Origin of the sequence: Rhodanobacter sp. Soil772 (genome assembly GCF_001428385.1) — a bacterium.
GTDB lineage: Bacteria > Pseudomonadota > Gammaproteobacteria > Xanthomonadales > Rhodanobacteraceae > Rhodanobacter.
In genome coordinates this window covers 1092772-1108890 of the sequence record NZ_LMSK01000001.1, presented here as the reverse complement: position 1 = coordinate 1108890, position 16119 = coordinate 1092772, and the positions used below count along the sequence as shown (strand labels likewise).

Genomic DNA, 16119 nt, shown 5'->3' with positions numbered 1-16119 from the left:
AGCTCCAGAACTTGCTTGAATGGGGATAGGGGGCTTGCCGGGGCGCGCTGCGGCGATGCGGTGAACGGAATACTGCATCGCGCTCCGTGTGTCCTGTGTCATAGGTTTGCCTGGCTGCGGGCGGCCGCGGTTCTAATCGCGTCGCCGTTCCGCAAAAGCGCCATGCCAGGCGGCCCACGGATCAGACTATACCGATCAGTTTACATTTTATCGGTGGCATGAATCCAGCCATTGACAAGTGGGGCGATGATCTGCACAGCCTTGCGCGGGCAGGCGGCGACGGCGCTTTCGGAAGCCGTCGCGGGACGTCCGGCACCTGGGTTGCTTCGCGGCATGTCGCGCGGTCGAGTGACCGGTGCGGGTTTGCACGAAGATCCCTCGCGACCCGTCGGAACCATGCGCCCGGGCATGGTTGCCGCAGGGGTGCGCGGCTGGATTCACCTTGTCGCGCGGCGTATCCTTCCAAGGCTTTTTACCTGCTTCTCCACCATCGTCTCCACTAACCAGTAGATGCCATGAATGCGACCCATGCGGCGAACGACCCTTCCCTTCCGTCAGTAGTATTCGCAGAGCTGAAAAAGGGCGGTTTTTCGCCCGAGCGCCTGAACGAGGCGCAGGTTTTCTGCGAGGCTTTCTTTGCACGTATCGGGGGCGGCGACGCGCATCTGCACACACCGGTGCAATGGGCGGCGCTGGTCGGCAGCCTGCTGGAGTTCATGCGGCAGCGCCAGGGTGGCCGTGCCAGCGTGCGCGTGTCCAGCCCGGCGGACATGCATGCCGGACGCAGCCTGCTGCAGATCGTCACCGACGACATGCCGTTCCTGGTCGACACGGTCAGCATGATCGTCTCGGCGAAGCTGCAGATCCATGCGGTGATCCACCCGGTGCTGAAGGCGGCGCGTGACGCTTCCGGCAAGCTGCTGGGCCTGGGCGGCGACGCCGGCAGTGCCGAGTCCCTCATGCATTTCGAGATCGACCGCGTCGCCGACGCTGCCGAGCAGGCGCAGTTGTCGGCGCAGGTCGAGGCCGCGCTGGACGACGTGCGTGCGGCGGTGAACGACTGGTCGGCGATGCGCGACAAGGCGCTGGCCGTCGCCAACGAACTGCCGCAGCGCAAGCTGCCGCTGGATGCCGCCTCGGTGCAGGAAGCCAGCGAGTTCATGCGCTGGATCGCCGCCGAGAACTTCACCTTCCTCGGCTATCGCGAATACGAAGTTGCCGATGCCGACGGCGATCGCGTGCTGCGCGCGGTCGACTCGTCCGGCTTGGGCATCCTGCGCAACAACGAGCGCTCGATGGCGCCGCGTTCGCTGCGCACGCTGGCCGCCAGCGAGCTGCCGCAATCCGGCGCCACCGACGCGATCATCCTGACCAAGACCAACGCGCGCTCGCACGTGCACCGCACCGGCTACATGGATTACATCGGCGTGCTGCAGTTCGGTGCCGATGGCCGTGCCGTGGCCGAGCAGCGCTTCCTTGGCCTGTTCTCCTCCAATGCCTACATGGCCCGTCCGCAGGACGTGCCGCTGGTGCGGCACAAGGTGGAGACCGTGCTGGCGCGCTCGGGCCTCAAGCGCGATTCGTATTCCGGCAAGTCGCTGCGCCACATCCTGGAAACGCTGCCGCGCGAGGAGCTGCTGCAGAGCACCGAGGACGAGCTGTTCGCCACCGCGATGGGCATCCTCGAGCTGCGCCAGCGCGCACGCACGCGGCTGTTCATGCGCCGCGACCGCTACGGCCGCTTCTTCACCTGCATGGTGTTCGTGCCGCGCGACCGCTTCAACACCTCGGTGCGCGAACGCATCGAAGCGCTGCTGGGTTCGGCGCTGCACGCCGAGCAGAGCGATTCCTCGGTGCAGATGGGCGAGGCCGCGCTGGCGCGGCTGACCATCGTGCTGCGGCCGAAGATCGGCGACCAGCCCGCGTACGACCTCGCCGAACTGGAGCAGGGCGTCGCCAGCATCGTGCGCAACTGGCATGACGAGGTGCGCGATGCACTGGTGCAATTGCGCGGCGAACATGAAGGCGTGGTGCTGGCCAACCGTTACGCACGCTCGCTGCCGGCCGGCTACGTCGAGGACGTGAGCCCGGCGGTGGCCGCCGAGGACGTGCACCAGCTGTCGCAGCTGGCCGGCGTCAACGCGTTGCGGATGTCGTTCTACCACCCGCCGAAGGAACCGGAGACGCTGCGCTTCAAGGTCTACCGTTCGGGCGGCGACATCGCGCTGTCCGAAGTCCTGCCGCAGCTGGAAAACCTCGGCCTGCGCGTGCTGACCGAGCACGTCTACGACATTTCCGGCGACGCGCCGCTGTCGATCCAGGATTTCGAAGTGCAGCCGGTCGGCAAGCTCACCTTCAGCGTGGAGCAGGTCGGTGCGCTGTTCGAGGATGCGTTCGAGCAGATCTGGCGCGGCAACGCCGAGAACGACGGCTTCAACCGGCTCGTGCTCGGTGCCCGGCTGAGCTGGCGCCAGGTGGCGATACTGCGCGGCTACTGCAAGTACCTGCTGCAGACCGGAGCCACCTTCTCGCAGTCGTACATGGAAGAAACCCTCAACCGCTATCCGGCGGTTGCCGGCCTGCTGGTGGAGTTGTTCCTGGCCAAGTTCGATCCGCGCCGCGAGTCGCTGTCCGCCGACGAGTTGAAGGCTGCCGGCGCCACCCTGGCTGCCGAGATGCAGGCGCTGATCCCGGCCAACGTGCAGGCCGCCCAGCCGGCGCTGATCGATGGCCTCGGTGCGATGCTGGCGAAGCCACGCGACGAGCAGATCCAGGCCGTCGAGAGCGCGGTCGGGATCCTGCTGGAGAACGTGGCCAGCCTCGACGAGGACCGCATCCTGCGCAGCTTCGTGAAGCTGATCCGCGCCACCTTGCGCACCAGCTTCTTCCAGCAGTGGGACGGCGCGCACCGCGACTACATCAGCTACAAGCTCGACTCGCACATGCTGCCCGACCTGCCCAAGCCGGTGCCGTACCGCGAGATCTGGGTGTGCGCCCCGCGCGTCGAGGGCATCCACCTGCGTTTCGGCGCGGTGGCGCGCGGCGGCCTGCGCTGGTCTGACCGGCGCGAGGATTTCCGCACCGAAGTGCTCGGCCTGGTCAAGGCGCAGATGGTGAAGAACACGGTCATCGTGCCGGTCGGTTCCAAGGGCGGCTTCTTCGTCAAGAAGTCGCCGACCAGCGGCGATCGCGATGCGGTGCAGGCCGAGGGCATCGCCTGCTATCGCCTGTTCATCAACGGCATGCTCGACATCACCGACAACCTGGTCGACGGCAAGGTGGTGCATCCGCACGACGTGGTGCGGCACGACCAGGACGACCCGTACCTGGTGGTCGCGGCCGACAAGGGCACCGCGAAGTTCTCCGACATCGCCAACGCGATCTCGATCGAGCACAACTACTGGCTGGGCGACGCGTTTGCTTCCGGCGGCTCGCACGGCTACGACCACAAGGGCATGGGCATCACCGCGCGCGGCGCGTGGGAGTCGGTCAAGCGCCACTTCCGCTCGCTCAACCGCGACTGCCAGAGCCAGGACTTCACCTGCGTCGGTATCGGCGACATGTCCGGCGACGTGTTCGGCAACGGCATGATGCTGTCCGAGCATATTCAGCTGGTGGCGGCGTTCGACCATCGCCATGTGTTCCTCGATCCGAACCCGGACGCGGCGCGCTCCTTCGTCGAACGCAAGCGCATGTTCGACGTGCCGCGTTCGAGCTGGGACGACTACGACAAGTCGCTGATCTCGGCCGGCGGCGGCGTCTATCCGCGCAGCGCCAAGTCGATTCCGATCTCGCCGGAAGTGCGCGTGGCGCTGGGGCTCAAGCCCGACGTCGAGCACATGGCGCCGACCGACCTGCTCAGCGCGGTGCTCAAGGCGCCGGTCGATCTGTTGTGGAACGGCGGCATCGGTACCTACATCAAGTCGTCCGGTGAAACGCATGCCGAGGTGAGCGATCGCGCCAACAACGGGCTGCGCATCAACGGCGCCGACGTCCGCGCGAAGATCATCGGCGAGGGCGGCAACCTGGGCATGACCCAGAAGGGCCGCATCGAGGCGGCGCAGAAGGGCGTGCTGCTGAACACCGACTTCATCGACAACTCCGCCGGCGTGGACACCTCCGACCACGAGGTGAACATCAAGATCCTGCTGAACGACGCCGTGCAGCGTGGCGAGCTGGGCTTCGATGCGCGCAACACGCAGCTTGCCGCGATGACCGACGAAGTGGGCCAGCTGGTGCTGTGGGACAACTACCGGCAGAACCAGGCGATCACCCTGATGGAGCACCAGTCGGTGCATCGCCTCGGTTCGATGGCGCACTTCATTCGCACGCTGGAGGCCGAGGGTACGCTCGATCGCCAGGTCGAGAACCTGCCGTCCGAGGCCGAGCTGACCGAGCGCAAGAGCCGCGGGCTGGGCCTGACCCGGCCGGAGCTGGCGGTGCTGCTGTCGTACGACAAGATGCGCCTGTTCCAGCAACTGCTGGACTCGGACGTGCCGGAAGATCCGTACCTGTCGAAGGAACTGGTGCGCTACTTCCCCGTGCCGTTGCACGAGAAGTACGCCGCGCACATGCAGCGCCACCGGTTGAAGCGCGAGATCATCGCCACCGCGGTGACCAACTCGACGATCAACCGCATGGGCGCCACCTTCATGATGCGCATGCAGGAAGATACCGGGCAGGGCCCGGCGGCGATTGCCAAGGCGTACACGGTGGCGCGCGAGGTCCTCGATGCACGCGAGCTGTGGTCGCAGATCGAGGCGCTCGACAGCAAGGTCGCCGAGGACACCCAGATCGACGCGATCAAGCAGATCTGGTCGCTGCTGCGTCACATGACCCGCTGGCTGTTGAACCGTCCAGGTGGTTCGCTGGACATCGCCGCCAACGTCGAGCGCTACCAGACCGGCGTGTCGGCTCTGCGCAAGGCGTTGCCGGACGTGCTGACGCCGACCGGCAAGGGCGATTTTTCCTCCAGCCAGGAGAAGTGGGAAGGCCTGGGCCTGCCTGCGGATCTGGCGCTGCGGATGGCCCGCATGCCGGAACTGCGCGCGGCGCTGGACATGGTCGAGGTGAGCCAGCAGAGCGGCCAGCCGATCGAGAAGGTGGCCGGCGTGTTCTACGAGCTGGGCGAGGCGCTGGACCTGGAGTGGCTGCGCGACCAGATCGAGGCGCTGCCGGTGGAAGGCCACTGGCACGCGCAGGCTCGCGGCTCGCTGCTGGACGAGCTCAACCACCAGCACCGGGCGCTGTCGCTGCAGGTGCTGAACCTCGGTGGCGGCGGCAAGGATGTCTCGCCGGTGCAGGCATGGCTGCAACGCGACGACGCCACGCTGCAGTACACCCGCGGCATGCTGGCGGAAATCCTCACCCAGAACGCGGACTACCCGATCGCCTCGGTCGCGGTCCGTCGCCTGGCGCAGCTGGCGCAAGTGCCGGTCTGAGCAAGCTCGCATCATCGTAAAGCGGTATGAAACGCCCGGCGCCCGCAAGGCCGCCGGGCGTTTCGTTTTACGGCACAGCCGCAGCTTTCCGTAGGAGCCCGCTGGCGGGCGTTGCTCTCCTGTCGGGATTCGAAAGAGCATCGCCCGCCAGCGGGCTCCTACGGTAAGCTGATCGGATCGCCACCACGGGCCGATTCCCATGCGCTTTGCCTTTGTCGCCAGTGACATCAGCGTCGCCCAGCAGGCGCGGCGCAAACTGGCGGAGCGCTATGGCGACGTGCCGCCGGAGCAGGCCGAGCTGATCGTGGCGCTGGGCGGCGACGGCTTCATGCTGCGCACCCTGCATGCGTATCGCGCGCTGGAAGTGCCGGTCTACGGCATGAAGCTGGGCCGGGTCGGCTTCCTGATGAACAAGCACAGGCTCGACGGCTTGCCGGAACGGATCGCGCGCGCGCATACGGCGTCGCTGTTCCCGCTGCAGATGGAGGTCACCGATGCGGCCGGCAACGAGCACAGCGCGCTGGCGTTCAACGAGGTTTCGCTGCTGCGCCAGAGCAACCAGGCCGCGCACCTGGAAGTGCAACTCAACGGCACCGTGAAGCTGCCGAACCTGATCTGCGACGGCATCATGGTGGCCACTCCGGCCGGCTCCACCGCCTACAACCTGTCCGCGCACGGCCCGATCCTGCCGCTGGATGCGAACGTGCTGGCGCTCACCCCGATCAGCCCGTTCCGCCCACGCCGCTGGCGCGGCGCGATCCTGCCGCACCGCACCGAGGTGATCCTGCGCGTGCTCGACCCGGGCAAGCGCCCGGTCAGCGCCACCGCCGATTTCCATGAAGTGCGCGACGTGCGCACGGTGGCGATCCGTCAGTCCGGCGGCGAGGGCGTGCGGCTGTTGTTCGACCCCGAGCACAATCTTGAACAGCGCATCCTCGACGAACAGTTCGCGGCGGAATGAATCGGGCCGCGTGCTAGATTGACCGGCAACGACCTTGCGTCGATCAACTTCTGCCCTGTCCCGTGAACACGTCCGTGTCGTCTTCCGATATCCATGATCCCGCCGCCGTCGGCGACAACCGGCTGGTGGTCGCGATTTCCTCGCGCGCATTGTTCGACCTCGGCGACAGCCACGCGTTGTTCGAGCGCGAAGGCCTCGACGCCTACCGCGCGTTCCAGATCGACCACGAGAACGAGATCCTGCAGCCCGGCGTGGCCTTCCCGTTGGTGCAGAAGCTGCTCGGGCTGAACAAGCTGGCCGGCGACGTGCCGCCGGTCGAGGTGATCCTGCTGTCGCGCAACTCCGGCGACACCGGCCTGCGCATCTTCAACGCGATCCAGCATTACGGCCTGGAAATCAGCCGCGCCGCGTTCACCAGCGGTGCGCCGACTTCCGATTACATTGCGCCGTTCAAGGCCGACCTATTCCTCTCGGCCAACGCCGAGGACGTCGGTCGCGCGCTCGCTGCCGGCGTGGCCGCTGCGACCATCCTGCCCAGCACCGCACCACCGCGCGCCGGCGAGCAACTGCGCATTGCGTTCGACGGCGACGCCGTGATCTTCGGCGACGAAGGCGAACGCGTATCGCGCGAGGAAGGCCTGGAAGCCTTCCATCGCAGCGAAACCGAACACGCCGCCGAGCCGCTGTCGGTCGGCCCGTTCCGCGGCTTCCTCACCGCGCTGCATCACCTGCAGACCGCGTTCCCGGCCGAGGACTCGCCGATCCGCACCGCCCTGGTCACCGCCCGTTCGGCGCCCGCGCACAAGCGGGTGATCCTCACCCTGCGTCGCTGGGGCGTGCGCATCGACGAGGCGCTGTTCCTCGGCGGCCGCGACAAGGGGCCGTTCCTCGACGCGTTCGGCGCCGACATCTTCTTCGACGACTCGCCGGCGAACGTGGAGTCCGCGCGCAGGCACGTGGCGACCGGGCACGTGCCGCACGGGGTCAGCAACCGCTGACACTCGACGAATGAGACGCGGCCTGAATGTCCGCCAGTTGCGTCAGCGCACTTCGACCCGCACGTCCGCACGTACACTCTGGCCTGCGCCGCAGGCGAAGGCGGGCGCGATACCAAGTACTGAGCGCGTAGGGATGTGGGTGCCGGTGACTACGGTGGCGGGGCTCAGTACATCGAGCCGGTAACGTTGACCACTGGCGTCCACGGGCAGATCGGCGAATGCGAATGCGGCATCCGCGTCGGCTGCGCGATAGGCGACCTGGTGTGTTTGTTGATCGACCAAACGGATTACTGCCGTAGGCAGCGGATGTCCGGTGTAGTCGTAGGCGGTGCCACGGATGTGGCAGGTGTCGGGTGCCGCCTGCGCATCGAGTGCCAAGGTTGCGAGCAGGGCAATCAGAACTGGGCGGATCATGGTGATACCTCCGGCTGAGAGGAAGGCATCCCTGCGCGGTGGATTCCGTGCCTGATTTTAGCGCTTGAACTGCCGCCCGGCACGAGTTGCCGTGGCCTGTGACGTGTTGCACGTATTGGCCAGGATGGGCGGCAAATGAACAGCACGGAAACCTGGTTCTCTCGCCTGAATATCCACGGACAATCATGGGGCAAGGGAATGATCGGTCAGATCATCCGGATCTTTTGCCACCAGCGGGTGACCTGCTCCTCGCGCACGAAGGTGAACAGGCCGGCGCCGAGGATGATCGCGATGCCGATCGCCATCGGCCAGTCCAGGCGGTCGTGGAACAGCACATAGCCGAGCAGCACGGCCCACAGCATCTGGCTGTACTGGGTGGGCGCGACGTGGTTGGCGGGCGCCCTCTGAGTGGCCAGCATCAGCAACACCGAGGCGAGCGCGGCCAGCAGGCCGTAGCCGAGCAGGAGCAGCCATTGGTGCAGGGACGGCCAGACGAAGGCCGGCAGCATCAGCACGCCGGTCAGCAGGATCGAGCCGACCACGCCGGCGCCGTACAGGGTGACGCGTTTTTCGTGCGAGCCGGACAGGCGCAGGGCGATCATCGAGACGGCGCCGCAAAGGCCGCAGACGATCGCCGCCAGATGGCCGAGGCCGAGCACCCGGAAGCCCGGCCGCAGCACCACCAGCACGCCGATGAAACCGGCCACCACCGCCGACCAGCGGCGCCAGCCCACGTGTTCCCCCAGCACCAGTACCGACAGGATGGTGACGAAGATCGGCAACAGGAAGATCAGCGCGAACGCCTCGGCCATCGGCAGCGCGGTGAAGGCGATCACCGCCGCCGTGCTGCCCACCGCACTGGCGAGCGCGCGCACCAGCCACAATCCCTGGCGCTGCGCGACCAGCACCTCGTGCCAGCGGTCGTCGCGCTTGCGGATGAAGGGCAGGGCGCTCAGGCCCAGCACGGCGCCGAAGAACACCGCCTCGTAGGCCGGCAGCGAGCCGCGCAGCGATTTCACGAATGCGTCGCTGATGGCGTAGGCGGCAAATGCCGCGAAACCGAGCAGTACACCTTTGAACATGGGTTTTTCGTCAGGGGAAAGTGGCGTGGGGCGGGAGTCGTAGGGCCATCGTCGGCCGCGCTACAATACCGGTTTTTACGCGTCCTCTCCGGAGCTCCCATGGCTGTCAGTCTGAATCCGCTCGATCTGTACGATGTCCGTTCGCTGCTCACCGACGAGGAACGCATGGTGCAGGACACCGTCGGCCGTTTCGTCGACGAGCGCGTGCTGCCGATCATCGGCGACTGCTTCGACCAGGGCCGTTTCCCGAAGGAACTGATTCCGGAGATCGCCGCGCTCGGCCTGCTCGGCGCCACGATTCCCGAGACCTACGGCGGCGCCGGCATGAACGGCGTGAGCTACGGCCTGATCTGCCAGGAGCTGGAGCGCGGCGATTCGGGCCTGCGCAGCTTCGCCTCGGTGCAGAGTTCGCTGTGCATGTATCCGATCTACGCCTACGGCAGCGAGGAGCAGAAAAAACACTACCTGCCGCGGATGTCGGCCGGCGAGGTGATCGGCTGCTTCGGCCTGACCGAGCCGCACGGCGGTTCCGATCCAGCCAACATGAAGACCCACGCCAAGAAGGACGGCGGCGACTGGATCATCAACGGCGCCAAGATGTGGATCACCAACGGCAACCTGGCGCACATCGCGATCGTGTGGGCGCAGACCGAGGACGGCATCCAGGGCTTCGTGGTGCCGACCGACACGGCCGGCTTCAAGGCGCAGGAAATCCACAAGAAGATGAGCCTGCGCGCCTCGGTCACCAGCGCGCTGTTCTTCGACAACGTGCGCGTGCCGGACAGCGCGCGGCTGCCGAACGTGAAGGGCCTGAAGGGGCCGCTGGGCTGCCTGACCCAGGCGCGCTACGGCATCACCTGGGGCCCGATCGGCGCGGCCCAGGCCTGCCTCAAGGAAGTGCTCGACTACACGAAGGAGCGCATCCTGTTCGGCCGGCCGCTTGCTTCCAACCAGGCGGTGCAGCTGAAGATGGCCGACATGGCCCGCCGCATCACCACGGCGCAGCTGTTGTCGCTGCAGCTCGGTCGTCTGAAGGACGCCGGCAAGATGCAGCCGACCCAGGTCTCGCTGGCGAAATGGAACAACTGCCGCATGGCGATCGATATCGCGCGGCAGTGCCGCGACATCCTCGGCGGCGCCGGCATCACCACCGAGCACGGCGCGATCCGCCACGCACTGAACCTGGAATCGGTGATCACCTACGAGGGCACTGAAACGGTGCACGAGCTGGTGGTGGGCCGCGAGCTGACCGGCATCAACGCATTCTGAGCGGAGTGTGGCGCGCATGGACTTCGATTCGCTGCGCATCGAAACCGATCGGCTGATCCTGCGTCCGCCGCGGGCGGAGGATTTCGATGCCTACGCGGCGAACATGGCCGACGCCGAGGCGGCGCAGTTCATCGGTGGCCAACAATCGCGTGCCGCCGCCTGGCGCGGTTTCCTGACCCTGGCGGGTGCCTGGTCGATCCAGGGTTTTGCGATGTTCTCGGTGATCGAGAAAAGCAGCGGTCAGTGGATCGGCCGGCTCGGGCCATGGCATCCGGCCGACTGGCCCGGCACTGAGGTAGGCTGGGGCCTGGCGCGCGCTGCCTGGGGCAAGGGCTACGCGCTGGAAGGCTGCGTGGCGGCGGTCGACTGGACGTTCGACCGACTGGGTTGGAGCGAGATGATCCATTCGATCCATCCCGACAATCACGCCTCGCAGGCGCTGGCGCAGCGGCTCGGTTCGAGCTGCCGCGGCCCGGGCAAGCTGCCCGCGCCGTACGAGAATTCACCGACTGAAATCTGGGCGCAGACGCACGAGCAATGGCGCCGGCGTCGCGCGCAGTCATGAAAGCATCCGTCCGCGTCGACACGGTGGCGGTATGGCGCGAGGTACTTGCTGCGGCGGTACCGGACCTGCATCGCCTTTGCCGCGATCCGTGGACCCTGATCGGCAGCGCCGCGGCGCGCCTGGCCGGTGCCGAGGTGGTGGTGGCCGATCTCGATGTGCTGACCAGCGTGCGCGATGCGGAAACCCTGATCGGGCACTGGAAGGCAAGGCGCGATGACACCTATGTGCCGCCCGGCGAAGATCGCTTCCGCTCGCGTTTCGCCCGGTTCCTTTTTCCTGGCTTGCCGGTGGAAGTGATGGGTGGCCTCGAGTTGTGCGGCGAACGCGGATGGGAGCTGGTGCGGATCGACGCGATCGTCATGCTGGATGTGGCCGGCCTCGCGGTTCCCATTCCCGCGGTGACGGAGCAGATCCGCGTGCTGGAAAGTTTCGGACGTCCAAAAGATCTGCAGCGTGCGGCGCTGCTGAAGCGCCTGAGCGAGGAACGGCAATGATCACGATCTACGGCATGCGTGCCTCCGGCAACTGCTACAAGCTGCAACTGCTGCTGGACCAGACGGGCCGCGACTACCGCTGGGTCGACGTGGACAGCGCACATGGCGAGACGCGCACGCCGGGCTACCTGGCGAAGAACCCGAACGGCAAGGTGCCGCTGCTGGAGCTGGAGGACGGCCGCCGGCTGGCCGAATCCGACGCGATTCTCTGTTACCTCGCCGAAGGTACGTCGTTCCTGCCGGACGATCGCTGGCTGCGCGCGCAGACGCTGCAGTGGCTGTTCTTCGAGCAGTACAGCCACGAGCCGTGCATCGCGGTGGCGCGCTTCATCCGCGGCTGGCTGCCGGTCGATCATCCACGCCAGGCCGAGGTACCCGCGCTGCTGCAGAAGGGCGCGCAGGTACTCGGCGTGATGGAACAACATCTGGCCGGGCGCGAATGGTTCGTCGGCGACCGCTACGGCATCGCCGACATCGCGCTGTACGCGTACACCCATTGCGCCGGCGATGGCGGGTTCGATCTGTCCGTGTTCCCGAACATCCGTGACTGGCTCGACCGCGTGCAGGCTCAGCCGGGCCATACTCCGATGCAGCATTGACCTTCCTGCAAAAACACTCCCCTACCTTGCCGATTACCGCCATGTCCCTACCGTTCACCATCAGCGCTCGCCACAAGGGTTTCAACCGTGCCGAGGTCGTCGACCAGAACTTCATCGAGTTCGTACAGCTGTGGCAGGGCGACGTGCGCGCCGCGCCGCGCGACAGCGAGGCGGTGCTGCCGGGCAGCGCGCTGGATGCGCGCGGTTTTCGCGAGCTGCTGGAATCGCAGCTGATCTCGCGCCACCTCGACCTGATGGCGCGCGTGCTGCGCGTGCAGAACAAGGTGTTCTACACGATCGGTTCCAGCGGCCACGAGGGCAACGCGATGGTGGCCAGGCTGGCTCGGCATACCGATCCGGCGTTCCTGCATTACCGCTCCGGCGGCTTCATGGCCGAGCGCTTCCGCAAACTTCCCGGAATGGATCCAGTCGTCGATTCGGCGCTGAGCTTCGCCGCCAGCAAGGACGATCCGGCTTCCGGCGGCCGCCACAAGGTATGGGGCAGCAAGCCGTTGTGGGTGCTGCCGCAGACCTCGACGATCGCCTCGCACCTGCCCAAGGCGCTGGGCACCGCGGTGGCGATCGAGCAGGCGCGCCGCATCGGCCACCAGCTGCCGATTCCCGACGACAGCATCACGATCTGCTCGTTCGGCGATGCTTCCAGCAACCACGCCACCGCACAGACCGCGTTCAACACCGCGGCGTGGACGGCGTACCAGAAGTTGCCGGCGCCAGTGCTGTTCGTGTGCGAGGACAACGGCATCGGCATCTCGGTGAAGACGCCGAGCGGCTGGATCGCGAACAACTACCAGCATCGCGCGAACCTGGATTATTTCTTCGCCGACGGCCTCGACCTGGCCGAAGGCTACGCCCAGGTGCAGCGCGCGGTGGAACATTGCCGCAGCACGCGCCGGCCGACCTTCCTGCACCTCAAGACCACTCGCGTGATGGGCCACGCTGGCACCGACTTCGAGATCGAGTGGCGCTCGATCGAAGAACTCTTTGCGGTGGAGGCGACCGATCCGCTGCTGCGTTCGGCCGGCATCGCGCTGGAGTCCGGCCTGTACTCGAAGGATGAGCTGCTGAACCTGTACGAGGCCACCCGCAAGCGCTGCTTCGCCGCCGCCGAGGATGCGGATTCGCGCCATCGGCTGACCTCGCTGGAAGACGTGATGAAGCCGCTGGCGCCGTACACGCCGGCCGCGGTGAAAGCCGAGGCCACACGTGCCGACTACGCGAAGAAGCGTCTGGCCGTGTTCGGCGGCGAGGCGAAGCTGCCGGAAAACCTGCCGCCGCGGCATCTGGCGATCCAGATCGGCCAGGCCCTGCACGACTTGCTGGCGAAGTATCCCGAGGCGCTGCTATTCGGCGAGGACGTGGCGCAGAAGGGCGGCGTGTACACCGTCACCAAGGGGCTGAACAAGACCTTCAAGGGCAGCCGCGTGTTCAACACGCTGCTGGACGAAACGATGATCCTGGGCCTGGCCCAGGGTTACGCGAACATGGGCATGCTGCCGCTGCCGGAGATCCAGTACCTGGCGTACTTCCACAACGCCTGCGACCAGATCCGCGGCGAGGCGGCGTCGCTGCAGTTCTTCTCCAACGGCCAGTATCGCAACCCGATGGTGATGCGGGTGGCATCGCTCGGCTACCAGCGGGGTTTTGGCGGCCACTTCCACAACGACAACTCGATCACCGCGCTGCGCGACATTCCCGGCCTCGTGGTCGGTTGCCCCAGCCGCGGCGACGATGCGGCGATGATGTTGCGCACGCTGATGGCGCTGGCGAAGGTGGACGGCCGCGTGTGCGCCTTCCTCGAACCGATCGCGCTGTACATGACCAAGGACTTGTACGAAACGGGCGACGGTCAGTGGCAGTTCGACTATCCGGCGCTGGATCAGGCGATGACGCTGGGCGAAGGCCGCATCTACAACCAGGCGGCGAACGACCTGGTGGTGTTCACCTTCGGCAACGGCGTGCCAATGGCGCTGCGCGCCGCGCGCACGATCGAGAAGGAACTGGGCTGGCAGGTACGCGTGGTCGACCTGCGTTGGCTGGCTCCGCTCAACGATGCTTTCATCGCGGCACAGGCGAAGACGGCCAAACGCATCCTGGTGCTGGACGAAGGCCGCAAGAGTGCCGGCGTGGGTGAGGGTGTGATCACCGCGATCGTCGAAGGTGGTTGCGGCGCCACGCCGATCACGCGGGTGGTCGGCGCCGATACCTTCACTCCGCTGGCCGGGGCGGCGCTGCTGGTGTTGCCGGGCGAGGCCGAGGTCGTGGCGGCGGCGCAGGAACTGGCGAAGCGCTGACGGCAGCGGTCAACGCTCGCGCTTTTCCACCACGTGCAGGCGCGGGCCGGTCGGTGCCGGCATGCTGCTGGCGTGCAGCGAAACCCGGTTGCGGCCGCCCAGCTTGGCGTCGTACATGGCCTGGTCGGCGCGATCGACCAGTGACTCCACGTCGTCGCCTTCCTGGCGGATGGCGACGCCGATGCTGACGCTGAGCAGCCGCGATTCGTCGCTGGTGGGAATTTCCAGCCGGTGCACGCGCCGGCACAGGCGGGTCGCCACGTGCATGGCCTGTTGTGCGTGCGTGCCGTCGAGCAGGGCGACGAACTCCTCGCCACCGTAACGGCCGAGCAGATCGCCCGGGCGCAGTTCGGTGGTCAGCGACTTGGCCACGGCGACCAGCGCGCGGTCGCCGGCGTTGTGGCCCTGGCGATCGTTCAGCAGCTTGAAATGATCGAGGTCGAGGAACAGCAGCGCGATCGGCCGCGGCGGCCCGCTGGACAGCAGGGCGCTGGCACGTTCGGTCCAGGCGCGGCGATTGAGCACGTTGGTGAGTGCGTCGTGGTCGGCCAGCACCCGCACGGTGTCGCGGTCGTGGCGCAGCCTGAGCGCACGGTCGGCCAGGCCGATCGACAGCACGACCGCCTCGAACGCACCGCCGGCCAGACTGGCGTCGTTGAGCCAGTCCAGCTGCGGCAGCGCGCCGCCGACCTGGGCGCTGGTCAGCGCGGTAAGCAGCAGCAGCGGCGTCCAGCCGGCCAGGAAAAACCACGCCTGGCGCGAACCGCGCGCCGCGGCGACGATGGCGGCCACCAACAGCAAGGCGGCGCCGATCATCAGCAACGGGTTGAGCAGGGTCTGCGCCACCTCGACCAGCAATGGAACCTGGCTGCTGCGCATCAGCACCAGCTGAATCATGCCCACCGCCAGCGCCATGACCGGCACCCGCAGCAGCGGCGCGTAACGCTGCAACTCGCAAAACCGCATCATGAACAGCGAGGCGAACGCGACCGACAGCGCCACCGCGGCCGAGCCGGCCAGCAAGGCCGTGCCCGACAGCAACTCCCACTCCATCGGATGAAACACGAAGCCGGTCTGGATGCCCTGGATCAACGCGTAACTGATGACGTAGCCGGCGTACCAGGCGTAGGTGACGTCGCGCAGCATCAGCGCGAAGCAAAACGCCATCAGCACCATCGCCAGCATCACCGCGAAGCAGGCGCTGGCGAAGACCAGCCACTGCGCGTCCTGCTGCATGTACTCGCCCCAGGATTCCAGATGGAAGCGCACCGGTGCGCTCAGCGTCTGCGAGGGCTCGAATTTCAGCAGGATCGGCGTCGACGCGGCCACGCCGGCGGGTAATTGCCAGGCCAGCCGACCGTGGCCGTGGGTCGATGCGTTGAAGTCGTCCAGCGCCAGGGTCTGCGGCTGATCGCTGCCGAACACGGTGACCGTGCCCAGTGTGGGCGGGTAGATCGTCAGCACCCGCGCCGTGTTGTCCCAGGGCGGCTGCGGCGTGATCACCACCCAACTGCCGGTGCCGTTCTGCGGGAACCGCTGCAGCAGGGACGGATCGAAACTCTTCAGCAGGCCGGCATGGTATTCGTCCAGCACGGTCTGCGGCGTGTCGCCGGTGCGTGCCTCGCGCCAGGCGCCGTTCAGTGGAGTGGAGGCGTGGGCCGCGCCCAGCCCGAGCCACAACAGGCCCAGCACGAAGCCGCACCATGACCGCCTGGAGCGGATCGATGTCGGCGTTGTGACAAGCCTCTCCATTTGCTTCTCCCCGCTATGCGACCATCCTGCAGGGCTACATGCGGATGACGCGCACTGCCGAGCCAATGAGACCTGCGGCCGGACACTTCCCGTGCCGCCGAACGTCCCGCCCGATGGATCACCACTGCAGTTGCCGTGCGGCGCGCATGGCAACTCGCGAAGTTGCACCATCTTTCATCCTGGTGTCAAGCACGGGCCGTGCCAGTGTGGCTGTATATGCCCCAGGGCTTCC

The 16119-nt window shown here is 66.8% G+C and carries 11 protein-coding genes; 8 read left to right on the top strand and 3 right to left on the bottom strand.

Annotation, left to right across the window (positions count from 1 at the left end):
* The first annotated feature begins 515 nt into the window (after positions 1 to 515).
* The 3 genes from ASG75_RS05225 (at position 516) to ASG75_RS05215 (ending at position 7400) form a co-directional block, all read left to right on the top strand.
* Positions 516 to 5441 (top strand): NAD-glutamate dehydrogenase domain-containing protein, encoded by a 4926-nt coding sequence (locus ASG75_RS05225; protein ID WP_056386343.1) that lies wholly within the window; start codon positions 516 to 518, stop codon positions 5439 to 5441.
* A 199-nt stretch (positions 5442 to 5640) separates the two neighbouring features.
* The gene (locus ASG75_RS05220; protein WP_056386342.1) at positions 5641 to 6402 is read left to right on the top strand and encodes an NAD kinase; all 762 of its coding nucleotides are present in this window, start codon (positions 5641 to 5643) and stop codon (positions 6400 to 6402) included.
* A 74-nt stretch (positions 6403 to 6476) separates the two neighbouring features.
* Entirely contained in the window at positions 6477 to 7400 is a 924-nt protein-coding gene (locus ASG75_RS05215; RefSeq protein ID WP_056387047.1) for a 5'-nucleotidase, read from the top strand.
* A gap of 42 nt (positions 7401 to 7442) precedes the next feature.
* Here ASG75_RS05215 and ASG75_RS05210 read toward each other — a convergent pair whose 3' ends face one another.
* A complete protein-coding gene (locus ASG75_RS05210) occupies positions 7443 to 7814 on the bottom strand; it encodes a hypothetical protein (RefSeq protein WP_056386340.1) in 372 nt (123 codons plus the stop codon).
* A gap of 206 nt (positions 7815 to 8020) precedes the next feature.
* A complete protein-coding gene (locus ASG75_RS05205; RefSeq protein WP_056386338.1) occupies positions 8021 to 8896 on the bottom strand; it encodes a DMT family transporter in 876 nt (291 codons plus the stop codon).
* Between the two features lie 99 nt (positions 8897 to 8995).
* Here ASG75_RS05205 and ASG75_RS05200 point away from each other — a divergent pair, with 99 nt between their 5' ends.
* The 5 genes from ASG75_RS05200 to ASG75_RS05180 are packed head-to-tail and all read left to right on the top strand — an operon-like array spanning position 8996 to position 14135.
* Positions 8996 to 10165: an acyl-CoA dehydrogenase family protein gene (locus tag ASG75_RS05200; protein ID WP_056386336.1), complete on the top strand. Its 1170-nt coding sequence runs from the start codon at positions 8996 to 8998 to the stop codon at positions 10163 to 10165.
* A gap of 16 nt (positions 10166 to 10181) precedes the next feature.
* Positions 10182 to 10730: a GNAT family N-acetyltransferase gene (locus ASG75_RS05195; RefSeq protein ID WP_056386334.1), complete on the top strand. Its 549-nt coding sequence runs from the start codon at positions 10182 to 10184 to the stop codon at positions 10728 to 10730.
* A complete protein-coding gene (locus tag ASG75_RS05190) occupies positions 10727 to 11224 on the top strand; it encodes a hypothetical protein (protein ID WP_056387045.1) in 498 nt (165 codons plus the stop codon). The genes ASG75_RS05195 and ASG75_RS05190 overlap by 4 nt, the downstream gene beginning before the upstream one ends.
* Positions 11221 to 11823, top strand: a complete 603-nt coding sequence (locus tag ASG75_RS05185) for a glutathione S-transferase family protein (RefSeq protein ID WP_056386332.1) — start codon at positions 11221 to 11223, stop codon at positions 11821 to 11823. Before ASG75_RS05190 ends, ASG75_RS05185 begins: the two co-directional genes overlap by 4 nt.
* A gap of 41 nt (positions 11824 to 11864) precedes the next feature.
* The gene (locus ASG75_RS05180; protein WP_056386330.1) at positions 11865 to 14135 is read left to right on the top strand and encodes a thiamine pyrophosphate-dependent enzyme; all 2271 of its coding nucleotides are present in this window, start codon (positions 11865 to 11867) and stop codon (positions 14133 to 14135) included.
* A 9-nt stretch (positions 14136 to 14144) separates the two neighbouring features.
* On the opposite strand, the gene ASG75_RS05175 is transcribed toward ASG75_RS05180, so the two are convergent.
* Positions 14145 to 15887, bottom strand: coding sequence for a diguanylate cyclase (locus ASG75_RS05175; RefSeq protein ID WP_056386328.1), 1743 nt, complete (start codon positions 15885 to 15887; stop codon positions 14145 to 14147).
* Positions 15888 to 16119 lie beyond the last annotated feature (232 nt).

Bases quoted from the DNA above. Each gene is read 5' to 3' on its own strand.
- ASG75_RS05225 (WP_056386343.1), top strand. From the start codon at position 516: ATGAATGCGACCCATGCGGCGAACGACCCTTCCCTTCCGTCAGTAGTA.
- ASG75_RS05220 (WP_056386342.1), top strand. From the start codon at position 5,641: ATGCGCTTTGCCTTTGTCGCCAGTGACATCAGCGTCGCCCAGCAGGCG.
- ASG75_RS05210 (WP_056386340.1), bottom strand. From the start codon at position 7,814: ATGATCCGCCCAGTTCTGATTGCCCTGCTCGCAACCTTGGCACTCGAT.
- ASG75_RS05205 (WP_056386338.1), bottom strand. From the start codon at position 8,896: ATGTTCAAAGGTGTACTGCTCGGTTTCGCGGCATTTGCCGCCTACGCC.
- ASG75_RS05200 (WP_056386336.1), top strand. From the start codon at position 8,996: ATGGCTGTCAGTCTGAATCCGCTCGATCTGTACGATGTCCGTTCGCTG.
- ASG75_RS05195 (WP_056386334.1), top strand. From the start codon at position 10,182: ATGGACTTCGATTCGCTGCGCATCGAAACCGATCGGCTGATCCTGCGT.
- ASG75_RS05190 (WP_056387045.1), top strand. From the start codon at position 10,727: ATGAAAGCATCCGTCCGCGTCGACACGGTGGCGGTATGGCGCGAGGTA.
- ASG75_RS05185 (WP_056386332.1), top strand. From the start codon at position 11,221: ATGATCACGATCTACGGCATGCGTGCCTCCGGCAACTGCTACAAGCTG.
- ASG75_RS05180 (WP_056386330.1), top strand. From the start codon at position 11,865: ATGTCCCTACCGTTCACCATCAGCGCTCGCCACAAGGGTTTCAACCGT.
- ASG75_RS05175 (WP_056386328.1), bottom strand. From the start codon at position 15,887: ATGGAGAGGCTTGTCACAACGCCGACATCGATCCGCTCCAGGCGGTCA.